Here is a 16,620-nt window from a genome sequence, read left to right on the forward strand (position 1 = left end):
TCCTACTGTGAGATTGGAAAATTAACCACTTGATTGCGGCCATGTTGTTTTGCTAGATAGAGTGCCTTATCGGCACGCTCAGTAAATGTTTCAGGGTTATGAACATCATCGGCAATATGAGTATAAACACCGGCACTAATGGTGTATTTAATCGTAGTACCTGCAACACTGACAGTGTTTTTTTCTACTGCGCACCGTATTTGCTCGGCAATAGTTAACGCACCTTGATTATTAGTATTGGGTAGCAGGACGACAAATTCTTCACCACCATAACGCGCCACTTCATCAAGGGGACGTTTTAATTGTTGTTTAATAACATCACAGACTGCTCGAATTACCTGATCGCCGGTTAAGTGGCCATAGGTATCGTTGATTTCTTTAAACTTATCTATATCAAGCATAATGATGCTCAAGGGTGTTTGCTCACGGCGTGAACGGCGAATTTCCATGATTATTTTTTTATCAAAGAAGCGCCTGTTTTTTACCCCTGTTAGAGCATCTTCCATATTGAGTTGTTCAAGCTCACGGTTCTTATCTTCAAGTTCCCTAAGCGTGACTTGTAACTCAAAGGTGCGCTCATCAACTTGGTTTTCAAGTTCATGACGAGTGCGATCTTGTAATTCAATTCGTTCATTTAACAACGCGTCTTGCGCTGCACTTTTTGCAATCAATGCCTGTTGTGTTGTGACTTGCTCATCGCGTTGTAATATAAATAATTTTATGACGGTGTAGCTTAAACAAAATGAGCAGCTTAAAGAGGCCGCGAAGGTGAGTATTAAGCTGGATCTAGTGACGGTATACAGGCCTGTTAACGCAACGGAAAAATGAATGACTACAATTAAAAAGAACCCGAGTGCCATTAATAGAGATTTATTGGGGCTCGTGGGGTTTTTTCGTAAGTAAAATAATGTTGTGACAACATGATAACTTAAAATGACAGGAATGCTTAAAATAGCAAACAAAGCCACGCTTGGAGTAGGCAGCAACCCTATAAGTACAATAACCAATGCATATAAGGTGGTAATTATTGTTTGCCCTTTAACTAAGTTGGATTTAATGGGTATGCAAACATGGCGCTGTAAAGGAAGAAACAACACCGTGATCAGCATTAGCAAAATAGGCAGCATTAATTGCTGTAAGGCTGCTATGCTTGGGGGGGCATAACGAAACCCAAATCCGCCTAAATATGCTAAAAATAGGCTAAGCATCAGTGTAATCACACCGGCATAGGCAAAATAATGTTTACGTGAAAAAGCAAATAAAACCAAGCTACTGATAGCCAAAGAAAAAATAAATCCAATCAGTAATCCATAGTGCAAGTTAAGCATACTTTTATGGGCTAATAATGCATCTTGTTGCCATAAGGTGAGGGGGACGCGAAGCCCGATTCCCGCATTATTATTAACGTTAAGATAAACGGTGGTTTCGCTGTTAGCGGGAAGTGTTAATTTAACCAACAAAGACTCACTTTTAATCGCTCTATCAGATAAAGGAAGAGCATCACCAAAATGTTCCGATTTTAGTCGCTTCTCACCCATAAAGTGGTACAGGTATACATTGTTTAGAAGTGGGTTATCTAACGATAAAATTGGCTCTGTTGGCTTATTAAGATAATTATTTAGTTGAAATTGAATCCACACAGGGCGAGTTTCAAGACCTAAATTAAGCGGTTTATTATTAAGTGACTGCCATTGTTGTAAGTTGCTTTGTTGTGCATCTTCTAGTGAGTTGGGGGTAAACGAATAATGAATCGACTCTATTTTTTTTGAGCTAAATTCGCTATTTATATCAATTGCAGTTGCAGGGAAACAGGATGTAAAAAACACCAAAATGAATGCCAGCAAGGTGCTGTAGATGCGCATTATTTTTTCTCTAATCCAAATAAGCGATTAAAGTTTTCACGAGTATGTTTTGCCACTTCAGATGCTGGAATGTCGTAAAGCTGAGCAAGCGTGTCACACACATAATGCAGCAATGCTGGCTCGTTTCGTCTTGATTTTGGCTTTGGTTTAACAATACGAGGAATTAAAAATGGCGAATCGGTTTCTATTAATAAACGTTCAATAGGAATACTCGGTATAAGTTGCTGTAACTCCTCGCCACGTCGTTCGTCACATACCCAGCCGGTAATACCAATATAAAGTCCTAAACTTAAGTAACCTGAGAGTGCTTGCGCATTGCCTGTAAAGCAGTGCAGTACACCGCGAACAGTAAATTCTTTTAAAATAGTGAGCATATCCTCACTGGCATCACGTTCATGCAAATAAACAGGCAAGTTGAGTTTTTCAGCTAATGCGAGCTGACGACGCAAAACAGCACGTTGTATATCTCTAGGGGAAAAGTCGCGATTGTAATCTAGTCCGCATTCACCTATGGCAATAACATGCTCATTTTGAGCGAGCTGAGTAAGTTGTTGCTCAAGCTCAGGGGTTGCTGTTTTAGCGTCATGAGGGTGAATACCAGCGGTAGCATATTGATTATAGTGCGCAGCAAGTGCTAATGATTCTTCACTGGAGGTTATATCACAGCCAATAATCAGCATCCTGTTTACGCCCGCATCCTTTGCTCTGGCGAGCACCTCTTGATGCTGACCATCAAATTGATGATTAGTTAAATTTACGCCAGCATCAATTAACGTGTATTGCATTACTGAGTACGTTTTACACGAATTGAACGGTTTTGATCTGCTTTTTTAAGTAAAAAAGAGTTAAATACGCCACGGCTAATAATAACAGTATCACCTTCGTCTAATCTTAAGCTATCTGAGCCAATTTGACGCCATTGCTGGTTATTTTCTAAGGTAATGATTAGCTCACCATAAGGTGCTTTTTTAACAGAAGAAATCATTGATGTAATAGACTCTTCACCATTTTCAGCAATTTCTTTATGCTCTAAACCAAACTCTTTTGCTTTAGTGGCCACAGGCGCTGTTGCAGCGGGAGCCTCAGCTTTTACATTTGTTTGTGCCGATTTGCTTAGCTGGCTTTGCGCTGGTTGTGTTAATGACTTTCCGGCAATGGTGTTGTCGTAGCAGAGTAAACGATTAAAGTCGTTTTCAATAAAACTACAGGCTTGCAAAGCTTGCTCATTAATAGGAGTAGCGGCTAAAACCGGTACGCTGACTAAAGCGAGTAAAGAAAGTAAATACTTGTTCATATTATTCCTTAGATTCTTGTTGTGGTTTTGCGGTATAAAATTTAGCTAAAATTAAACCAAGCTCAAATAAAAGCAGCATAGGTAGTGCCAATAGGGTTTGTGAAAGCACATCAGGAGGCGTTAAAAACATTGCCACTACAAATACGCCAACCACTATATAGGGACGCTTGTCTTTTAGACTTTGTGTGGTTGTTGCACCGCTCCAGCAGAGCAACATAATTGCAACTGGGATTTCAAATGCGATCCCAAAAGCAAAAAACAGCTTGAGCACAAAGCCTAAATAACTACTTATATCGGGCGCAAGTGTCATCATTTGCGGCCCTACACTAGTGAAAAACCCTAAAATTATAGGTAGCACCACAAAATAACAAAAAGCAATGCCACTATAAAATAAGATAATACTGGAAGCCAATATGGGCATCAGCATTTTTTTTTCATGTTGATATAAACCCGGGGCTATAAACCCCCAAATTTGATGCAAAATCCAAGGAATGGCAGCAAATAAAGCAACAAACAACGTCAGCTTAAAAGGGGCAAAAAACGGTGCAGTAACATCCGTTGCAATCATAGTGGCTGTACTAGGTAAATGAGCAACTAACGGAGCGGCTACAAAGGTATAAATGTCGTTTGCAAAGTAAATTAAGCCAATAAAAATCACTAAAATACTCAATAACGATTTAATTAGCCGGTCACGCAATTCAATTAAATGAGCGACAAACCCTGATTTTACTTCCTCAGTCATTGTGTTTTATACCGTTTATTAAGTGCATGAAAAAAAGAGAGTGCTATGTTCACTTTGAGTCATCTGTTTGTTGGCTATTTGATGCTGGCGTTTGATTTTTTTTATAGCTACGGGTGACTGATTGTGCCGCTTGTTGTAGCTCAGAAACAGAATTTTGTAGGTCAGGACTTAAATCTTTAAGACCTTGTTGCTCTGCTTTTTTTAGATTTTCGTGTAGCTCATGCACACGAAGCTCCTCACTCACCTCCGCTTTTACGGAATTGGCCATTGCTTTTGCTGTTTTAACCCAACGGCTCACAGTTCTAATAGCGACAGGTAAACGCTCAGGACCAAGCACCACCAAACCGACAATAAATACAACAACAAGCTCCCACATTCCCATGCTGGTTAAACCTTGTCGTCGTCTTTAGTTTTGCTAGTTGCACTTGAATCGATAGGTGTTGATTCTGCTGATTTTTCAATGTGTTCTGTTTTATTTTCGCTGGCTTGTTTTTCAGCGCTTTGCTCATCCGACATCGCTTTTTTAAAACCTTTAACTGCGCCGCCTAAATCACCACCGATACCGCGTAGCTTTTTGGTGCCAAATAAAAGTACAATGATTGCAAGTACAATTAATAGCTGCCAAATACTAATACCACCAAACCCCATGGTTTTCTCCTGCTTTTAAAGCCGTTAATATTAAGATTAAATGCTGATTATACGCCCACAGCGGTAAATTGCACTTAGTTTATGCGCGACGCCAAGCCGCTATAAAGCCAACTACAGCACAGCCTAAGACAACGCCAGCAGCCATTAAGTTGTGTTGTAAATAAAATAATGCTGAAACAATCATCGCTGCACTACTAAAAAGTCCTAAAACCAAGGGCTTATGTGAAACCGTTGATGTTGGAGGTTGTGCGTGCGGTGCTCGTTTTAAATTTTGATAAATTAAATCAGGCAACTCAGGCATTTTTTCTGCCCAAAACGGCAAGTTTGCATACATTTGCTTTAGTACAGAAAGCGGGCCAACCTGTTGTTTTACCCAGTCTTCTAAAAACGGTTTTGCGGTTTTCCACAAATCTAGTTGTGGATAAAGCTGGCGACCTAAGCCTTCAACATACAACAAGGTTTTTTGTAATAATACGAGTTGTGGTTGAACCTGCATATTAAAACGACGTGCAGTATTAAATAAATTAACCAGTACATGGCCAAATGATATTTCAGCCAGTGGTTTATTAAAAATGGGCTCGCAAACGGTACGAATGGCAAATTCAAACTCTTCAATGCTGGTATCGGGCGGCACCCACCCTGAATCAACATGTAGCTGAGCTACTTGGCGGTAGTCACGATTAAAAAAGGCAATAAAGTTTTCAGCTAAATAGCGTTTATCTTCTTTGTTAAGTGTTCCCACAATACCACAATCTATACCAATATATTTAGGATTGTGCGGGTTTTCGCGCGACACAAAAATATTGCCAGGGTGCATATCTGCATGAAAAAAACTATCGCGGAATACTTGAGTAAAAAAAACTTCCACTCCGCGCTCTGCTAATAACTTCATATTGGTATTTTGTGCCATGAGCGCCTCAGTATCCGAAACAGGAATACCGTAAATTCGCTCCATAACTAATACATTATTGCGGCTGTAATCACTATATACAGTGGGGATATAAAGAGATTCTGAACCTTCGAAGTTACGCTTTAATTGAATGCCGTTAGCACCCTCACGCATTAAGTCGAGCTCATCGAGCAATGTTTTTTTATACTCTTTAACCACTTCCACAGGGCGTAATCGCTTGGCTTCGTTAATTAATTTACCGACAACCTTAGCTAATTTTTCCATTAGTGCTAAGTCGGCGTTGATTTGTTGCTCAATATTAGGGCGAATAACTTTAATAACAACATCTTGCGACTCTCCTTGAGGATCAACAAGGGTGGCAGTATGCACTTGAGCAATTGAGGCCGATGCCAAGGGGGTTTGTGAAAATTCGCTAAATAGCTGGCTAATATCATCTATTTCTAATGCTTTTTCGATAATCCTCTGGGCTAGTTCACCTTCGAACGGTTCTACCTGATCTTGTAAAAAGGCTAATTCTAGCGCGATATCGTGGGGTAACAAGTCACGACGGGTTGAAAGCATTTGGCCAAATTTTATCCACACCGGGCCAAGTTGTTGCAGTGCTAATCGAAGTCTTAAGCCAGGTGGTTTATCTTTGTGTTGGTTGCGCAACCAAAACAAACTTCCTCGTGCAAGTTTAGCAAACCAAGGTGCTTTGTGTTTTGGAATAAGCTCATCGAGTCCGTAGCTAAGCAGAGTTTTAGTTATGTAATACAGTCGGGCAGTTGACACAAAAAATCCTTAGCGCGTTAAAGAGCTTTAATTAAGGCGTTAATACGTTGCTCAATGGCGGCAACTTGGCCTTTTAGTGCTCTATTTTGTTGTTTAAATTGCGCAAGCTCTAATGGATGAATGGTGATTGCCAATTCATCTTGGAACAGGCTGATCAAGGTGCTATCGAGCTGTGATTTTGCTTTTTTACCTTGCTGCTTAAACGACTGAAAGTGCAAATAAAGTTGTTGTGCAGGTGCATCCCCAACATACTTTGCTAGTTGCTCTGGCCAATCAATGTCTAAACTTGAAAAGGCGGAACTATAATTTTGAGCTATGTTTAAATCCCCTTGCAAATCAAGTTTGTCTTGACGTATAAGCTGGGTAAGCATGGCTGGATTTTTAAGAGCTAACAAGGTGTTTATATTGGCACTGATCATACAGTCAGCGTCAGCATGTGCTAATGCAGTGTAAAGATGTAGCTGCTGATTGGCATAAGTAATGGCTATTTTTTGCTGCCAATCTCTAACTTCAACTAATAAACGCTGATGTTCTACCGCTTTTAGCTTATCGACTAAGCTCGGGTCGAGTTTAAGCGCTTGATTTAATACTTGTTCAATAAGCGAAAGCACAAAGCTCGGTAGCATAAAAAAACTGCTTTCAGCCGATTGTTCTTTATTGTTTTCTTCAAGCGCCATAAATTACTAACCTTAGTATTTAAACCCACGGTGAAGTGCAACAATGCCGCCTGTAAGGTTTTGATAAGTTGCTTGTTCAAATCCTGCTTCGACCATCATCGCTTTTAGCGTTTCTTGATCTGGATGCATACGAATTGACTCAGCTAAATATTGGTATGATTCACTGTCGTTAGCAACCAACTTACCCATAGTAGGTAAAATGTTGAAAGAGTAAAAATCATACGCTTTGCTGAGAAGCTCTTGCTCTGGTTTCGAAAACTCAAGAATGAGTAAACGACCACCTGGCTTTAAAATACGGTACATAGAGCGCAACGCTTTATTTTGGTCGGTAACATTACGTAAGCCAAAAGCAATCGTAATTAAATCAAAACTATTATCAGGAAAAGGTAATGCTTCAGCATTCATTTGCACATAATTAATGTTACCGACAAGGCCTAAGTTATGCAGCTTTTCGCGGCCAACCTTTAGCATTGAAGAGTTTATATCACCTAAAACAACCTGGCCGGTATCGCCAACAAGTTGACTAAACTTTGCGGTTAAATCGCCAGTACCACCGGCTAAGTCTAATACATGATGGCCTTTACGAATGCCTGAACTAGCGATTGTTTGACGTTTCCATAAGCGATGAATACCAAAAGACATGAGATCATTCATAACATCGTATTTTGTCGCAACAGAATGAAACACATCAGCAACCATAGAAGCTTTTTCGGTTTCGGCAACAGTTTTATAGCCAAAATGCGTGGTCTTTTCAGGGTTCTCGTTCATGATTAATCTCTATCGTGGTAATAAAGACTAGTGTACTTGATTGTGCACCAAGGGTGCAATTTGAATATGATTTATCAGCTAATTTATTGTGTGAACAGTGTAATTGGCTATTGAGATGTGCGTGATTTAAAGGCCGCGTTTGAGGCACTTTTAACAAGTTGGTTAAAGTCGCCTTGTTGTTGTTCCGTAATCCCTAGAGAGAGAGAAATGGGAGGGAGTTTTAGATCGCTTTTTGAACTTATAAAGCGTAGTTTTTCAACTCCGCTTATCACTTTTTGTGCAATAAGGTTAGCGGTTTCGGGTTCTATGTTAGCAAGTAAAACGATGAATTGATCTTTTGCAGAGCGTCCGGCTAAGCCACTTTGCGAAACATATTTTTGCACTTGCTTAGCCACTTTATTTAAAATCACTTCGCCAATGGCATCGCCAAAATTATTAATAAAATGCTCTAAATTATCAATTTGAATGGCAATAGCTGAGATTGATTTGTCTTGTTTTAACCATAACTGTGTTTGTTTGGTTAAATAATGGCGTTTGTATAAGCCAGTTTGTGGGTCAATCACATGTTGTTTGCGTAGGGTATTAAGTTGTTTTTTAGTTGCTTCGTGTAGTTTTTTGGCCTGACTTAGTTGGTGTTTAAATTGAGCTTGTTGCGTTAATAAAAGCTGAGTTTGTTCATTAAGCCTTTCTAAAGCAATACGGCTGTTGGCAATATTATTTTCATCTAGAGAGTGCATACAGTCATTAACATGACCTGCAAAGTCGTTTAGCTTTTTTTCGGTCTGTTGAGCATTTTGCGATAGTGAATTGATCACGCCATTGACGTTTTCAATCATGGCTACTTCGGTTTTATGCCCTTGATTTAAATATTCAAAATAGAGTTGTTCAATAAACAGCTCATCAATATTTTGATGGGCATCTATGGCATCATCAATAGCATTGTTAAGCGCAAAATGGATTTTACTAGTGTATGTATACACAACTTGAAAATTTAAGGGGGTAGGAGGCAAAACATGATGCTCTAAAAACATACATACTTTTGTCATTTTTTCTTGTGCTATAGCCATGGAGTCATGGAACATCATTTGCAATTACCAACCAAATACGCATAAATGCTGATTTATAAAACTCGTCCGATAAGGCAATTTGCTTCCAAGCGCAGATACAATAATCATTATATCTGTGATTTAAAAGTAAAATGAGTCGTAGTTGGCTAAAATGGCGCTATAAATTCAATAACCGTTGCTTTTTTGAGCAATTACTCTAATTGTTAAGTATTAACTTAAGTTAATACAATATCTCACGGGCGTATATTTTGCGCAGTTGGTCGTATATCTATTTGCTATTTATCTAGGCTACGATAGGTTTATCACATCTGTAATATTACTAAGATCAATCACTATGAATTTATCTCTTTCAAAACAAATGCGTCTTTCCTTATTAAGTGTCACCTTAGTGTGCTCATTAAGCGCGTGTCAGCTCACCGCAATTAACGCCGATCAGCAATTTACGCAAACGGCTGCAAATATCGTACAGCACCGCCAAAATGTAAGCCCGTATAGTAACCCCGAAGGCGTTGATGGCTACTTATTACCTAATTTGTCAGCTGAATTTTTAGCACAGCAATATCAAAAAAACACGCAGTTATTAGCAGATTTAGATGCCATAGATGTAAGTGAACTCAGTGATGAAAACCAAATTAACTACAGTATTATTCGAGCGCAAGTGCAAAATAGTGTTGATGAATATGTATTTAATACGCACTACATGCCTTTAACGTCAGAATATGGCTTTCATTCAAGCTTATCGTTTATTGTTAATAGCTCTGATTATAAAACCGCACAAGATTATCAACACTATTTAAAGCGATTAAAGCAAGTTCCGCGCTTTTTTGGGCAAAATATAGGTTGGATGCGCAAAGGATTAGAGGTTGGTTTAACTCAACCCAAAGCGGTGTTAATTGGTTATCAAGACTCGATTACTGCTTACATTGTTGATGACGTCACACAATCTGAATTTTATAAGCCTTTTTTAAACAATACCGCGGGTTTAAGTGATAGTGAATTTGCAGGTTTGCAACAACAAGCTAAAGCTATTATTAGCAGCCAAGTTATTAATGCCTACAAAGACTACTTAACTTTTTTTAATAACGAATACTTACCAGGCGCACGTAGTGATATTGGTATTTCGTCAACACCGAATGGTGAGGCCTTTTATGCAAATCGTGCTAAATATTACACCACCACACAAATGACCCCAAAAGAAATACATGAGCTGGGTTTAGCGGAGGTTGCGCGCATTCGTAGTGAAATGGAATCGGTTATTAAAGAAGTCGGTTTTAAAGGCACATTTGCAGAATTTATCCACTTTTTACGAACAGATCCGCAGTTTTACGCCACAACGCCTGAGCAATTATTAAAAGAGGCCGCGTATATTGCAAAAAAAATGGATGCACAGTTACCTAAATTATTTCATACCTTACCGCGTAAACCTTATGGCGTAGCGCCGGTGCCTGCCAATATTGCTCCTAAGTACACTACTGGGCGCTATTCGGGTTCGAGCCGTGATGATCAAGCCGGCTTTTATTGGGTGAATACCTACGCTTTAGATAAACGACCACTCTATGCTTTAGAAGCATTAACTTTGCACGAAGCTGTTCCGGGTCATCATTTACAAATATCACTCAATGCAGAACTTGAAAGCTTACCTAGCTATCGCCGTGATGCGTATTTATCAGCGTTTGGTGAGGGCTGGGGACTGTATTCAGAGTACTTAGGCGTTGAAGCGGGTTTTTATCAAGACCCGTACAGCAACTTTGGTCGTTTAACCTACGAAATGTGGCGTGCTGCACGTTTAGTGGTTGATACGGGGATGCACATGTACGGCTGGAGTCGTGAGCGTGCAATGAACTTTATGGCCGATAATACTGCGCTTTCATTACACAATGTAAAAACAGAAACCGATCGTTATATTTCATGGCCTGCACAAGCGTTGTCATACAAAATTGGTGAGTTAACAATTAAACGTCTGCGTGCAGAGGCCGAGCAAGCATTAGGTCAGCAGTTTGATATTCGTGAGTTTCATCATCAAATATTGCGCCATGGTTCAGTGCCTTTATCGCTGCTTGAGCAGCAAATACGTTTATATATACAAGAAGAATTAGCAAAAACAGATAGCTAATAGCGTATTATTTTGAAACTATAAAAGCGTGGTGTTATTTAATGACATCACGCTTTTTAGCATTTAAGGATAAGTAATGAGTCAATTTATAATGTTTAGTATCGATGTGTTTGCCAGCTTATTTATTGTTGTATTTGGATTGCTGGTTATATTAATTGCTATTTTTTATGTTCGAGATATTACCCAAACAAAGCATGCTATTAGGCGTAATTATCCGGTAATTGGACGTTTTCGCTACTTTTTTGAACGCCAAGGTGAGTTTTTTCGTCAGTATTTTTTTGCTCTCGACCGTGAAGAAATGCCCTTTAATCGCGCCGAACGCAGTTGGGTATATCGGGCTGCTAAAGATGTTGATCATACGGCTGCTTTTGGTTCAACCCAAAGCTTAGAAACGACAGGCACCGTAATGTTTATGAACTGCGCATTTCCTACCTTAGATGAAGAAGCCTTAGCGCCTAGCAACGTAACGCTTGGGCCTTATTGTAAATTTCCTTACACCACAAATTCGTTATTTAATATATCGGGCATGAGCTTTGGTGCGCTATCTAGCCCTGCTGTTCGTGCACTCTCAAAGGGAGCAAAATTAGCCGGTTGTTGGATGAACACGGGGGAAGGCGGACTTAGTCCGTATCACTTAGAAGGTGGTGCCGATATCGTGTTTCAAATTGGTACGGCTAAATATGGTGTACGTGACGAGCAGGGAAACTTAAGTACAGAAAAGCTAAAAGCCGTTGCTGCACACCCAACAGTTAAAATGTTTGAACTGAAAATGAGCCAAGGTGCCAAGCCAGGCAAAGGCGGCATGTTACCTGGGCGAAAAGTGAATGCTGAAATTGCCAAAATAAGAGGCATACCCGAAGGGCAGGATTCTATTAGCCCAAATGGGCACCCAGAAATAAAAAATCCAAACGATATTCTAGACATGCTTACCACCATCAGGACTACAACCGGTAAACCGACAGGTTTTAAAGCGGTTATTGGTGAGCATACTTGGTTAGAAAGTTTATTTGCCGAGATTAATCATCGTGGTATTGAGTCTGCACCCGACTTTATTACTATTGATAGTGCGGATGGCGGTACAGGCGCAGCACCACAATCTTTATTAGATTCTGTGGGGTTACCGCTTAAAGAAAGCCTTCCTTTAGTGATACAGCTATTAAAGAAACATGGGCTTAGAGAGCGAGTTAAAATTATTGTTTCGGGTAAGTTAATTGTTCCTTCCAAAGTCGCATGGGCACTAGCACTAGGAGCCGACTTTGTGGTTTCTGCGCGAGGGCATATGTTTGCACTAGGCTGCATTCAGGCTATGCAATGTAATAAAGATACCTGCCCAACAGGAATTACTACGCATAATGAACGTTTGCAACGTGGTTTAAATGTTGAAGATAAAGCGCAGCGGGTCGCAAATTATAATAAATACATTCATTACGGTGCAGGGCTTATTGCACATTCTTGTGGCGTTACCAGTGCTCGCGAATTAAAACGCAAACATGTGCGTATTGTGCAAGAAAGCGGCCTTTCTGAGCCGCTAGATAAAATGTACGAGCATTATCATTAAATACTTGCTTGTTAATTATTGATGATGAAGTGTATTGCTCGCTTGAATGCCGGTGATTTTTAATCGCTCTAATTCGCAGCTAAACAAAAACTCTAGTGCTTCTAGGTGGCGACGCACTTCAGCAATATTTTTGCCAACTGCATATAAGCCATGACCGCGAATTAATACACCAAATTTAATCGGTGAGTGCAAATGGTGATCGCTGACTAATAAGCTCAAACGATCAATATCTTGGTCATTATCAAAAATAGGAATGCTTAAGGTTTCTAAATGTGAGGTAAAACCACTGAGCGCTTTTTGCATTTCGTAACCGCTTAAATCAAGCTGATGAGCTTGCGTTACTTGTGAAAGCACCGTTGCTGCAACAGATTGAGTATGCAATACACATTGCGCCTCAGGAATTAACTGATACAAACTTAAATGTAATTTCGCTTCGCTTGATAACGCCTGAGGAGTATTTAAGTTTTGCTGGTCTAACTGTAAAAAATGCTCATGGGTAAGTTGGGCCTTATCGCAGCCATTAGTCGTTATAACAAAGCCATTTTGGGTGCGAGCTGATAAACTTCCACCCGAGGCAGGAACCCAACCTTGTTGGCTAATCCATTTTGCGGCTTCTATAAGGTTTGAAATAGCGGTATGGTTGTCTTGCATATTTTCCTCACAAATAACAATTAAAGTACAGTTTAGACGGCTAAACTTCCGTTTTTAATCATAGCACTGCTCTGTACACAAAACCATCATCAGGAGACTTCGTGTTTGACAGTAAACTCCCCAATTTAGGTATTAGTATATTTAGCCAAATGAGTGGCTTGGCTAATAAGTTTTCGGCAATTAATCTTTCGCAAGGTTTTCCTGAGTTTGATACCCCTGAGTATTTAAAAGCGCAGTTAAGCCAGTATGTAACGCAAGGGGTTAATCAATACTCGCCTTCCAGCGGTGTACCTAAACTGCAGCAGCAAATTGCAGCATTAGTTCAGCGCAAATACAAAGCGCAAATTGATGGAACAAGCCAAGTAACTATAACTTCAGGAGCAACTGAAGCACTATTTGTAGCGATTCAAACAATCGTGCGCGCGGGTGATGAAGTTATTATATTTGATCCTGCATACGACTCATATCAGCCCGCTATTGAACTGGCAGGCGGCAAGTCAGTGCATGTTGCGTTAGCCGCGCCAGATTACGCCATAAATTGGCAAATGGTAAATCAAGCTATCACAGTAAATACTCGTGCAATTATTATTAATACTCCGCATAACCCAAGCGGTAAAGTATTAAAGCAGCAAGATATCAACGAACTAAAAAAGCTAGTGAGCGCTCACAATTTATATGTCATAAGTGATGAGGTTTATGAGCATATAACGTTTGATCAACAACCACACTTAAGTGCACTAGGTGACGAGGAACTACTGGTAAAAAGCTTTGTTATTTCAAGCTTTGGTAAAACCTTTCATAGCACCGGTTGGAAAATGGGCTACTGTATTGCGCCCACTGATTTATGCGAAGAATTTCGAAAGATTCATCAGTATGTTACTTTTTCAAGCTTTACGCCTGCGCAACATGCATTAGCAGATATGTTAGAGCAACACGCTGAACACATTGACCAGTTAAGTGAGTTTTATCAACAAAAGCGCGATGTACTCAGTAATGCTCTACAAGACAGCCGTTTTAGCATTTTACCAAGTGAAGGCACCTACTTTTTACTGCTTGATTACAGTGATGTATCGGATTTAAATGACGTAGAATTTTGCCAATGGTTAGCAGAACAAGCAGGCGTGGCAGCCATTCCACTGAGTGTATTTTACCAGCAGCCAAATAACGATAAAGTTATTCGTTTATGTTTTGCTAAAAACGATCAAACCTTAATAGAGGCGGCGCGCATTTTATGTCAACTTTAACTTTTACATTATTGCAAAGCTCGCTACATTGGCTCGATAAAAAAGCCAATTTAGCTATGTTTGAACAGCAACTTGCTAACATCAACAATCAACCTGATTTAATTGTATTGCCCGAAACCTTTGCCACTGGATTTGCGGTTAACCTTGATTGTGGCGAACCTGAAAATGGCTCAGTACTGGGTTGGCTTAAAACACAAGCTAAAAAACATAATGCAGTGATTGCTGGCTCAGTATTGGTAACCCAAGAAGACAAAAAGGCCAACCGGTTTTATTGGGTAAAACCAAGTGGTGATGTGCGTTATTACGATAAACGCCACTTATTTTGTTTGGGTAACGAAGGCGAGTTTGTAGTGCCAGGGCAAACGCGTGAAGTGTTTGAGCTAAATGGGTTTAAAATTTTACCGCAAGTTTGCTACGATTTACGTTTTCCGGTGTTTCAGCGCAATAACAATGACTACGACGTGATGATAAATATTGCCAACTGGCCAGCTGCAAGGCGTAATGTGTGGGATACCTTATTAATGGCGCGAGCAATGGAAAACCTGTGCTACGTGGTTGGCGTAAATCGGGTTGGCGAAGATGGTAATGGTATTGACCACAGCGGTGGAACCGCAGTGTATGACTTTAAAGGTGATCCACTGATTAAAGCGAATGATGACCAGCCAGCATTATTAACAATCACGTTAAATAAAGCGCCGCTTGATGAGTTTAGAGCTAAATTTCCGGCACATTTAGATGCCGATGCTTTTACATTGGTATAAATTAGCGCCCAGCCGATAAAGTGCTAAAATAGCCGCTGATATTTTTATTGGCGGCTTTATGAATACAACCCTTATTACACCGGTAATTTTAGCTGGCGGTATTGGCACACGGCTTTGGCCGCTGTCGCGCCAAGCAATGCCAAAGCAGTTTTTATCTTTACTTGATAATAAAAACCAGCAGTCGTTATTGCAAAGTACGTTAGTGCGTGTTGCAACTGAGGGCTTTAATCCCGCTATTTTGGTCTGTAATGAGCAGCATCGATTTATTGCCGCGGAGCAGGCAGCATTTGCAAAACCCCATGCCATAGTACTTGAGCCAGAAGGCAAAAATACCGCACCAGCTATTGCCCTTGCCGCGCACTATGCATTAAAAAATAATATTACAGGTCCTTTGTTGGTGATGCCTGCCGATCATCATATTGCAGATTTTACCGCATTAACTGCTCAGTTATCTGATGCGATTAAACTTGCTGAGCAAGGTAAATTAGTTACATTTTCAATCACACCAACAGAGCCACACACAGGTTATGGGTATATAAAACAGGGCGCAGCCATTAAAGATAGCTGTTGTTTTGAAGTTGACCAGTTTAAAGAAAAGCCTGATTTACCAACTGCATTAACTTATTTAGCTGAGGGCGGTTATAGTTGGAACAGTGGCATGTTTTTATTTACTCCCGCGGCATATCTAAAAGAGCTGGAACGCTTTGCGCCAAAAATAGCTAAAAGTGTTGCTAGTGCCACAGATTTTAAACAAGACTTAGCGTTTACTAGAGCAAATACTCATGCACTTGAATCTTGCCCAAGTGACTCGATTGATTATGCTATTTTAGAGCGCAGCAATAATGTGGTGGTAATGCCCGTTGCATTAAATTGGAGCGATGTGGGTAGTTTTTCTGCACTCGCTGCGCTTGCAGAAAAAGATTCGCAGGGAAACAGTAAAAATCAGCAACATATTGCACAAAACAGTATTAATAACCTAGTTATTAGCGAAGACGGGCACACAATAGCGACATTAGGAGTAAGCGATTTAGCGATTGTTCATACTCATGATGCCACCTTGGTTGCAAAACAAGATTCGCTTGAAGGTTTGCCTTTAATACTTAAGCAACTGGCAACAACACATAATAACAAACTGACACACCATCAGGTGGTTTACCGCCCTTGGGGAAATTATCGTACGCTGGTAGAAAGTATCGGTTTTAAAGTAAAAAAAATAACCGTTAATAGTGGGGCTAGGCTCTCAACGCAGCGTCATCAGCATCGCGCTGAGCATTGGGTGGTAGTATCAGGCACTGCAGATATATGTATTGACCAGCAAAGCTTAACGCTGACCCACGACCAATCTTGTTATATTGCTGCAAAACAGCTGCACAGTTTAGCGAATAATCAGCCCGAGCCCTTAGTTGTTATTGAAGTTCAAACGGGTGCCATTTTAGATGAAAGCGATATAGAGCGATTTGACGATATATACGGCAGAAAGTAACAGTATAAATAGTGAAAATACTTGATTATTTGTCACTGCAGTAAAACTTGGTAGCCCGTAGCCCGTAGCCC

16 protein-coding genes are annotated in these 16,620 nt (G+C 40.1%); 5 read left to right on the plus strand and 11 right to left on the minus strand.

Annotation, left to right across the window (positions count from 1 at the left end; translation table 11 throughout):
* Positions 1 to 2: 2 nt before the first annotated feature.
* The 10 genes from CWC30_RS13810 to CWC30_RS13855 all read right to left on the minus strand — a co-directional run bounded on the left by CWC30_RS13810 (position 3) and on the right by CWC30_RS13855 (position 8,739).
* Entirely contained in the window at positions 3 to 1,862 is a 1,860-nt protein-coding gene (locus CWC30_RS13810) for a sensor domain-containing diguanylate cyclase (RefSeq protein ID WP_138627378.1), read from the minus strand.
* Positions 1,862 to 2,647, minus strand: coding sequence for a TatD family hydrolase (locus CWC30_RS13815; RefSeq protein WP_069438906.1), 786 nt, complete (start codon positions 2,645 to 2,647; stop codon positions 1,862 to 1,864). Before CWC30_RS13815 ends, CWC30_RS13810 begins: the two co-directional genes overlap by 1 nt.
* Positions 2,647 to 3,156 carry a hypothetical protein gene (locus tag CWC30_RS13820; protein ID WP_033103535.1) on the minus strand — a complete coding sequence of 170 codons (510 nt, stop codon included), beginning with the start codon at positions 3,154 to 3,156 and terminating at the stop codon, positions 2,647 to 2,649. The genes CWC30_RS13815 and CWC30_RS13820 overlap by 1 nt, the downstream gene beginning before the upstream one ends.
* Before the next feature lies 1 nt (position 3,157).
* Positions 3,158 to 3,898, minus strand: coding sequence for a twin-arginine translocase subunit TatC (tatC, locus tag CWC30_RS13825; RefSeq protein WP_138627379.1), 741 nt, complete (start codon positions 3,896 to 3,898; stop codon positions 3,158 to 3,160).
* Positions 3,899 to 3,947: 49 nt separating this feature from the next.
* Complete coding sequence (gene tatB / locus CWC30_RS13830; protein WP_069438909.1) at positions 3,948 to 4,280, minus strand: Sec-independent protein translocase protein TatB; 333 nt, start codon at positions 4,278 to 4,280, stop codon at positions 3,948 to 3,950.
* Between the two features lie 5 nt (positions 4,281 to 4,285).
* The gene (gene tatA / locus CWC30_RS13835; RefSeq protein ID WP_069438910.1) at positions 4,286 to 4,546 is read right to left on the minus strand and encodes a Sec-independent protein translocase subunit TatA; all 261 of its coding nucleotides are present in this window, start codon (positions 4,544 to 4,546) and stop codon (positions 4,286 to 4,288) included.
* A 79-nt stretch (positions 4,547 to 4,625) separates the two neighbouring features.
* A complete protein-coding gene (gene ubiB / locus CWC30_RS13840) occupies positions 4,626 to 6,227 on the minus strand; it encodes a ubiquinone biosynthesis regulatory protein kinase UbiB (protein WP_138627380.1) in 1,602 nt (533 codons plus the stop codon).
* Between the two features lie 17 nt (positions 6,228 to 6,244).
* Entirely contained in the window at positions 6,245 to 6,904 is a 660-nt protein-coding gene (locus tag CWC30_RS13845) for a ubiquinone biosynthesis accessory factor UbiJ (RefSeq protein WP_138627381.1), read from the minus strand.
* 12 nt (positions 6,905 to 6,916) lie between these two features.
* Positions 6,917 to 7,672, minus strand: a complete 756-nt coding sequence (ubiE, locus tag CWC30_RS13850) for a bifunctional demethylmenaquinone methyltransferase/2-methoxy-6-polyprenyl-1,4-benzoquinol methylase UbiE (protein ID WP_138627382.1) — start codon at positions 7,670 to 7,672, stop codon at positions 6,917 to 6,919.
* A 107-nt stretch (positions 7,673 to 7,779) separates the two neighbouring features.
* Positions 7,780 to 8,739 (minus strand): GGDEF domain-containing protein, encoded by a 960-nt coding sequence (locus CWC30_RS13855; RefSeq protein ID WP_036980605.1) that lies wholly within the window; start codon positions 8,737 to 8,739, stop codon positions 7,780 to 7,782.
* A 334-nt stretch (positions 8,740 to 9,073) separates the two neighbouring features.
* Here CWC30_RS13855 and CWC30_RS13860 point away from each other — a divergent pair, with 334 nt between their 5' ends.
* Positions 9,074 to 10,852, plus strand: coding sequence for a DUF885 domain-containing protein (locus CWC30_RS13860; protein ID WP_138627383.1), 1,779 nt, complete (start codon positions 9,074 to 9,076; stop codon positions 10,850 to 10,852).
* 76 nt (positions 10,853 to 10,928) lie between these two features.
* On the plus strand, positions 10,929 to 12,410 hold the full coding sequence (locus CWC30_RS13865; RefSeq protein ID WP_036980601.1) for an FMN-binding glutamate synthase family protein: 1,482 nt from the start codon (positions 10,929 to 10,931) through the stop codon (positions 12,408 to 12,410).
* A 15-nt stretch (positions 12,411 to 12,425) separates the two neighbouring features.
* Here CWC30_RS13865 and CWC30_RS13870 read toward each other — a convergent pair whose 3' ends face one another.
* On the minus strand, positions 12,426 to 13,061 hold the full coding sequence (locus CWC30_RS13870) for a methylthioribulose 1-phosphate dehydratase (RefSeq protein WP_138627384.1): 636 nt from the start codon (positions 13,059 to 13,061) through the stop codon (positions 12,426 to 12,428).
* Between the two features lie 101 nt (positions 13,062 to 13,162).
* Here CWC30_RS13870 and CWC30_RS13875 point away from each other — a divergent pair, with 101 nt between their 5' ends.
* Genes CWC30_RS13875 through CWC30_RS13885 form a run of 3 tightly spaced genes read left to right on the plus strand, consistent with a single transcriptional unit; the run spans position 13,163 to position 16,549 of the window.
* Positions 13,163 to 14,305 carry a methionine aminotransferase gene (locus tag CWC30_RS13875; RefSeq protein WP_069438914.1) on the plus strand — a complete coding sequence of 381 codons (1,143 nt, stop codon included), beginning with the start codon at positions 13,163 to 13,165 and terminating at the stop codon, positions 14,303 to 14,305.
* On the plus strand, positions 14,293 to 15,066 hold the full coding sequence (locus CWC30_RS13880) for an amidohydrolase (RefSeq protein ID WP_069438915.1): 774 nt from the start codon (positions 14,293 to 14,295) through the stop codon (positions 15,064 to 15,066). The genes CWC30_RS13875 and CWC30_RS13880 overlap by 13 nt, the downstream gene beginning before the upstream one ends.
* A 58-nt stretch (positions 15,067 to 15,124) precedes the next feature.
* Positions 15,125 to 16,549: a mannose-1-phosphate guanylyltransferase/mannose-6-phosphate isomerase gene (locus CWC30_RS13885; protein WP_138627385.1), complete on the plus strand. Its 1,425-nt coding sequence runs from the start codon at positions 15,125 to 15,127 to the stop codon at positions 16,547 to 16,549.
* Positions 16,550 to 16,620 lie beyond the last annotated feature (71 nt).

It is taken from the genome of Pseudoalteromonas sp. S4741, from assembly GCF_005886135.1.
GTDB classification, from domain to species: Bacteria; Pseudomonadota; Gammaproteobacteria; order Enterobacterales; family Alteromonadaceae; genus Pseudoalteromonas; species Pseudoalteromonas tetraodonis.

Coding starts and splice junctions, on each gene's coding strand:
- CWC30_RS13810 (WP_138627378.1), bottom strand. CDS start 1,862: ATGCGCATCTACAGCACCTTGCTGGCATTCATTTTGGTGTTTTTTACA.
- CWC30_RS13815 (WP_069438906.1), bottom strand. CDS start 2,647: ATGCAATACACGTTAATTGATGCTGGCGTAAATTTAACTAATCATCAA.
- CWC30_RS13820 (WP_033103535.1), bottom strand. CDS start 3,156: ATGAACAAGTATTTACTTTCTTTACTCGCTTTAGTCAGCGTACCGGTT.
- tatC (WP_138627379.1), bottom strand. CDS start 3,898: ATGACTGAGGAAGTAAAATCAGGGTTTGTCGCTCATTTAATTGAATTG.
- tatB (WP_069438909.1), bottom strand. CDS start 4,280: ATGGGAATGTGGGAGCTTGTTGTTGTATTTATTGTCGGTTTGGTGGTG.
- tatA (WP_069438910.1), bottom strand. CDS start 4,546: ATGGGGTTTGGTGGTATTAGTATTTGGCAGCTATTAATTGTACTTGCA.
- CWC30_RS13845 (WP_138627381.1), bottom strand. CDS start 6,904: ATGGCGCTTGAAGAAAACAATAAAGAACAATCGGCTGAAAGCAGTTTT.
- ubiE (WP_138627382.1), bottom strand. CDS start 7,672: ATGAACGAGAACCCTGAAAAGACCACGCATTTTGGCTATAAAACTGTT.
- CWC30_RS13855 (WP_036980605.1), bottom strand. CDS start 8,739: ATGGCTATAGCACAAGAAAAAATGACAAAAGTATGTATGTTTTTAGAG.
- CWC30_RS13860 (WP_138627383.1), top strand. CDS start 9,074: ATGAATTTATCTCTTTCAAAACAAATGCGTCTTTCCTTATTAAGTGTC.
- CWC30_RS13865 (WP_036980601.1), top strand. CDS start 10,929: ATGAGTCAATTTATAATGTTTAGTATCGATGTGTTTGCCAGCTTATTT.
- CWC30_RS13870 (WP_138627384.1), bottom strand. CDS start 13,061: ATGCAAGACAACCATACCGCTATTTCAAACCTTATAGAAGCCGCAAAA.
- CWC30_RS13880 (WP_069438915.1), top strand. CDS start 14,293: ATGTCAACTTTAACTTTTACATTATTGCAAAGCTCGCTACATTGGCTC.
- CWC30_RS13885 (WP_138627385.1), top strand. CDS start 15,125: ATGAATACAACCCTTATTACACCGGTAATTTTAGCTGGCGGTATTGGC.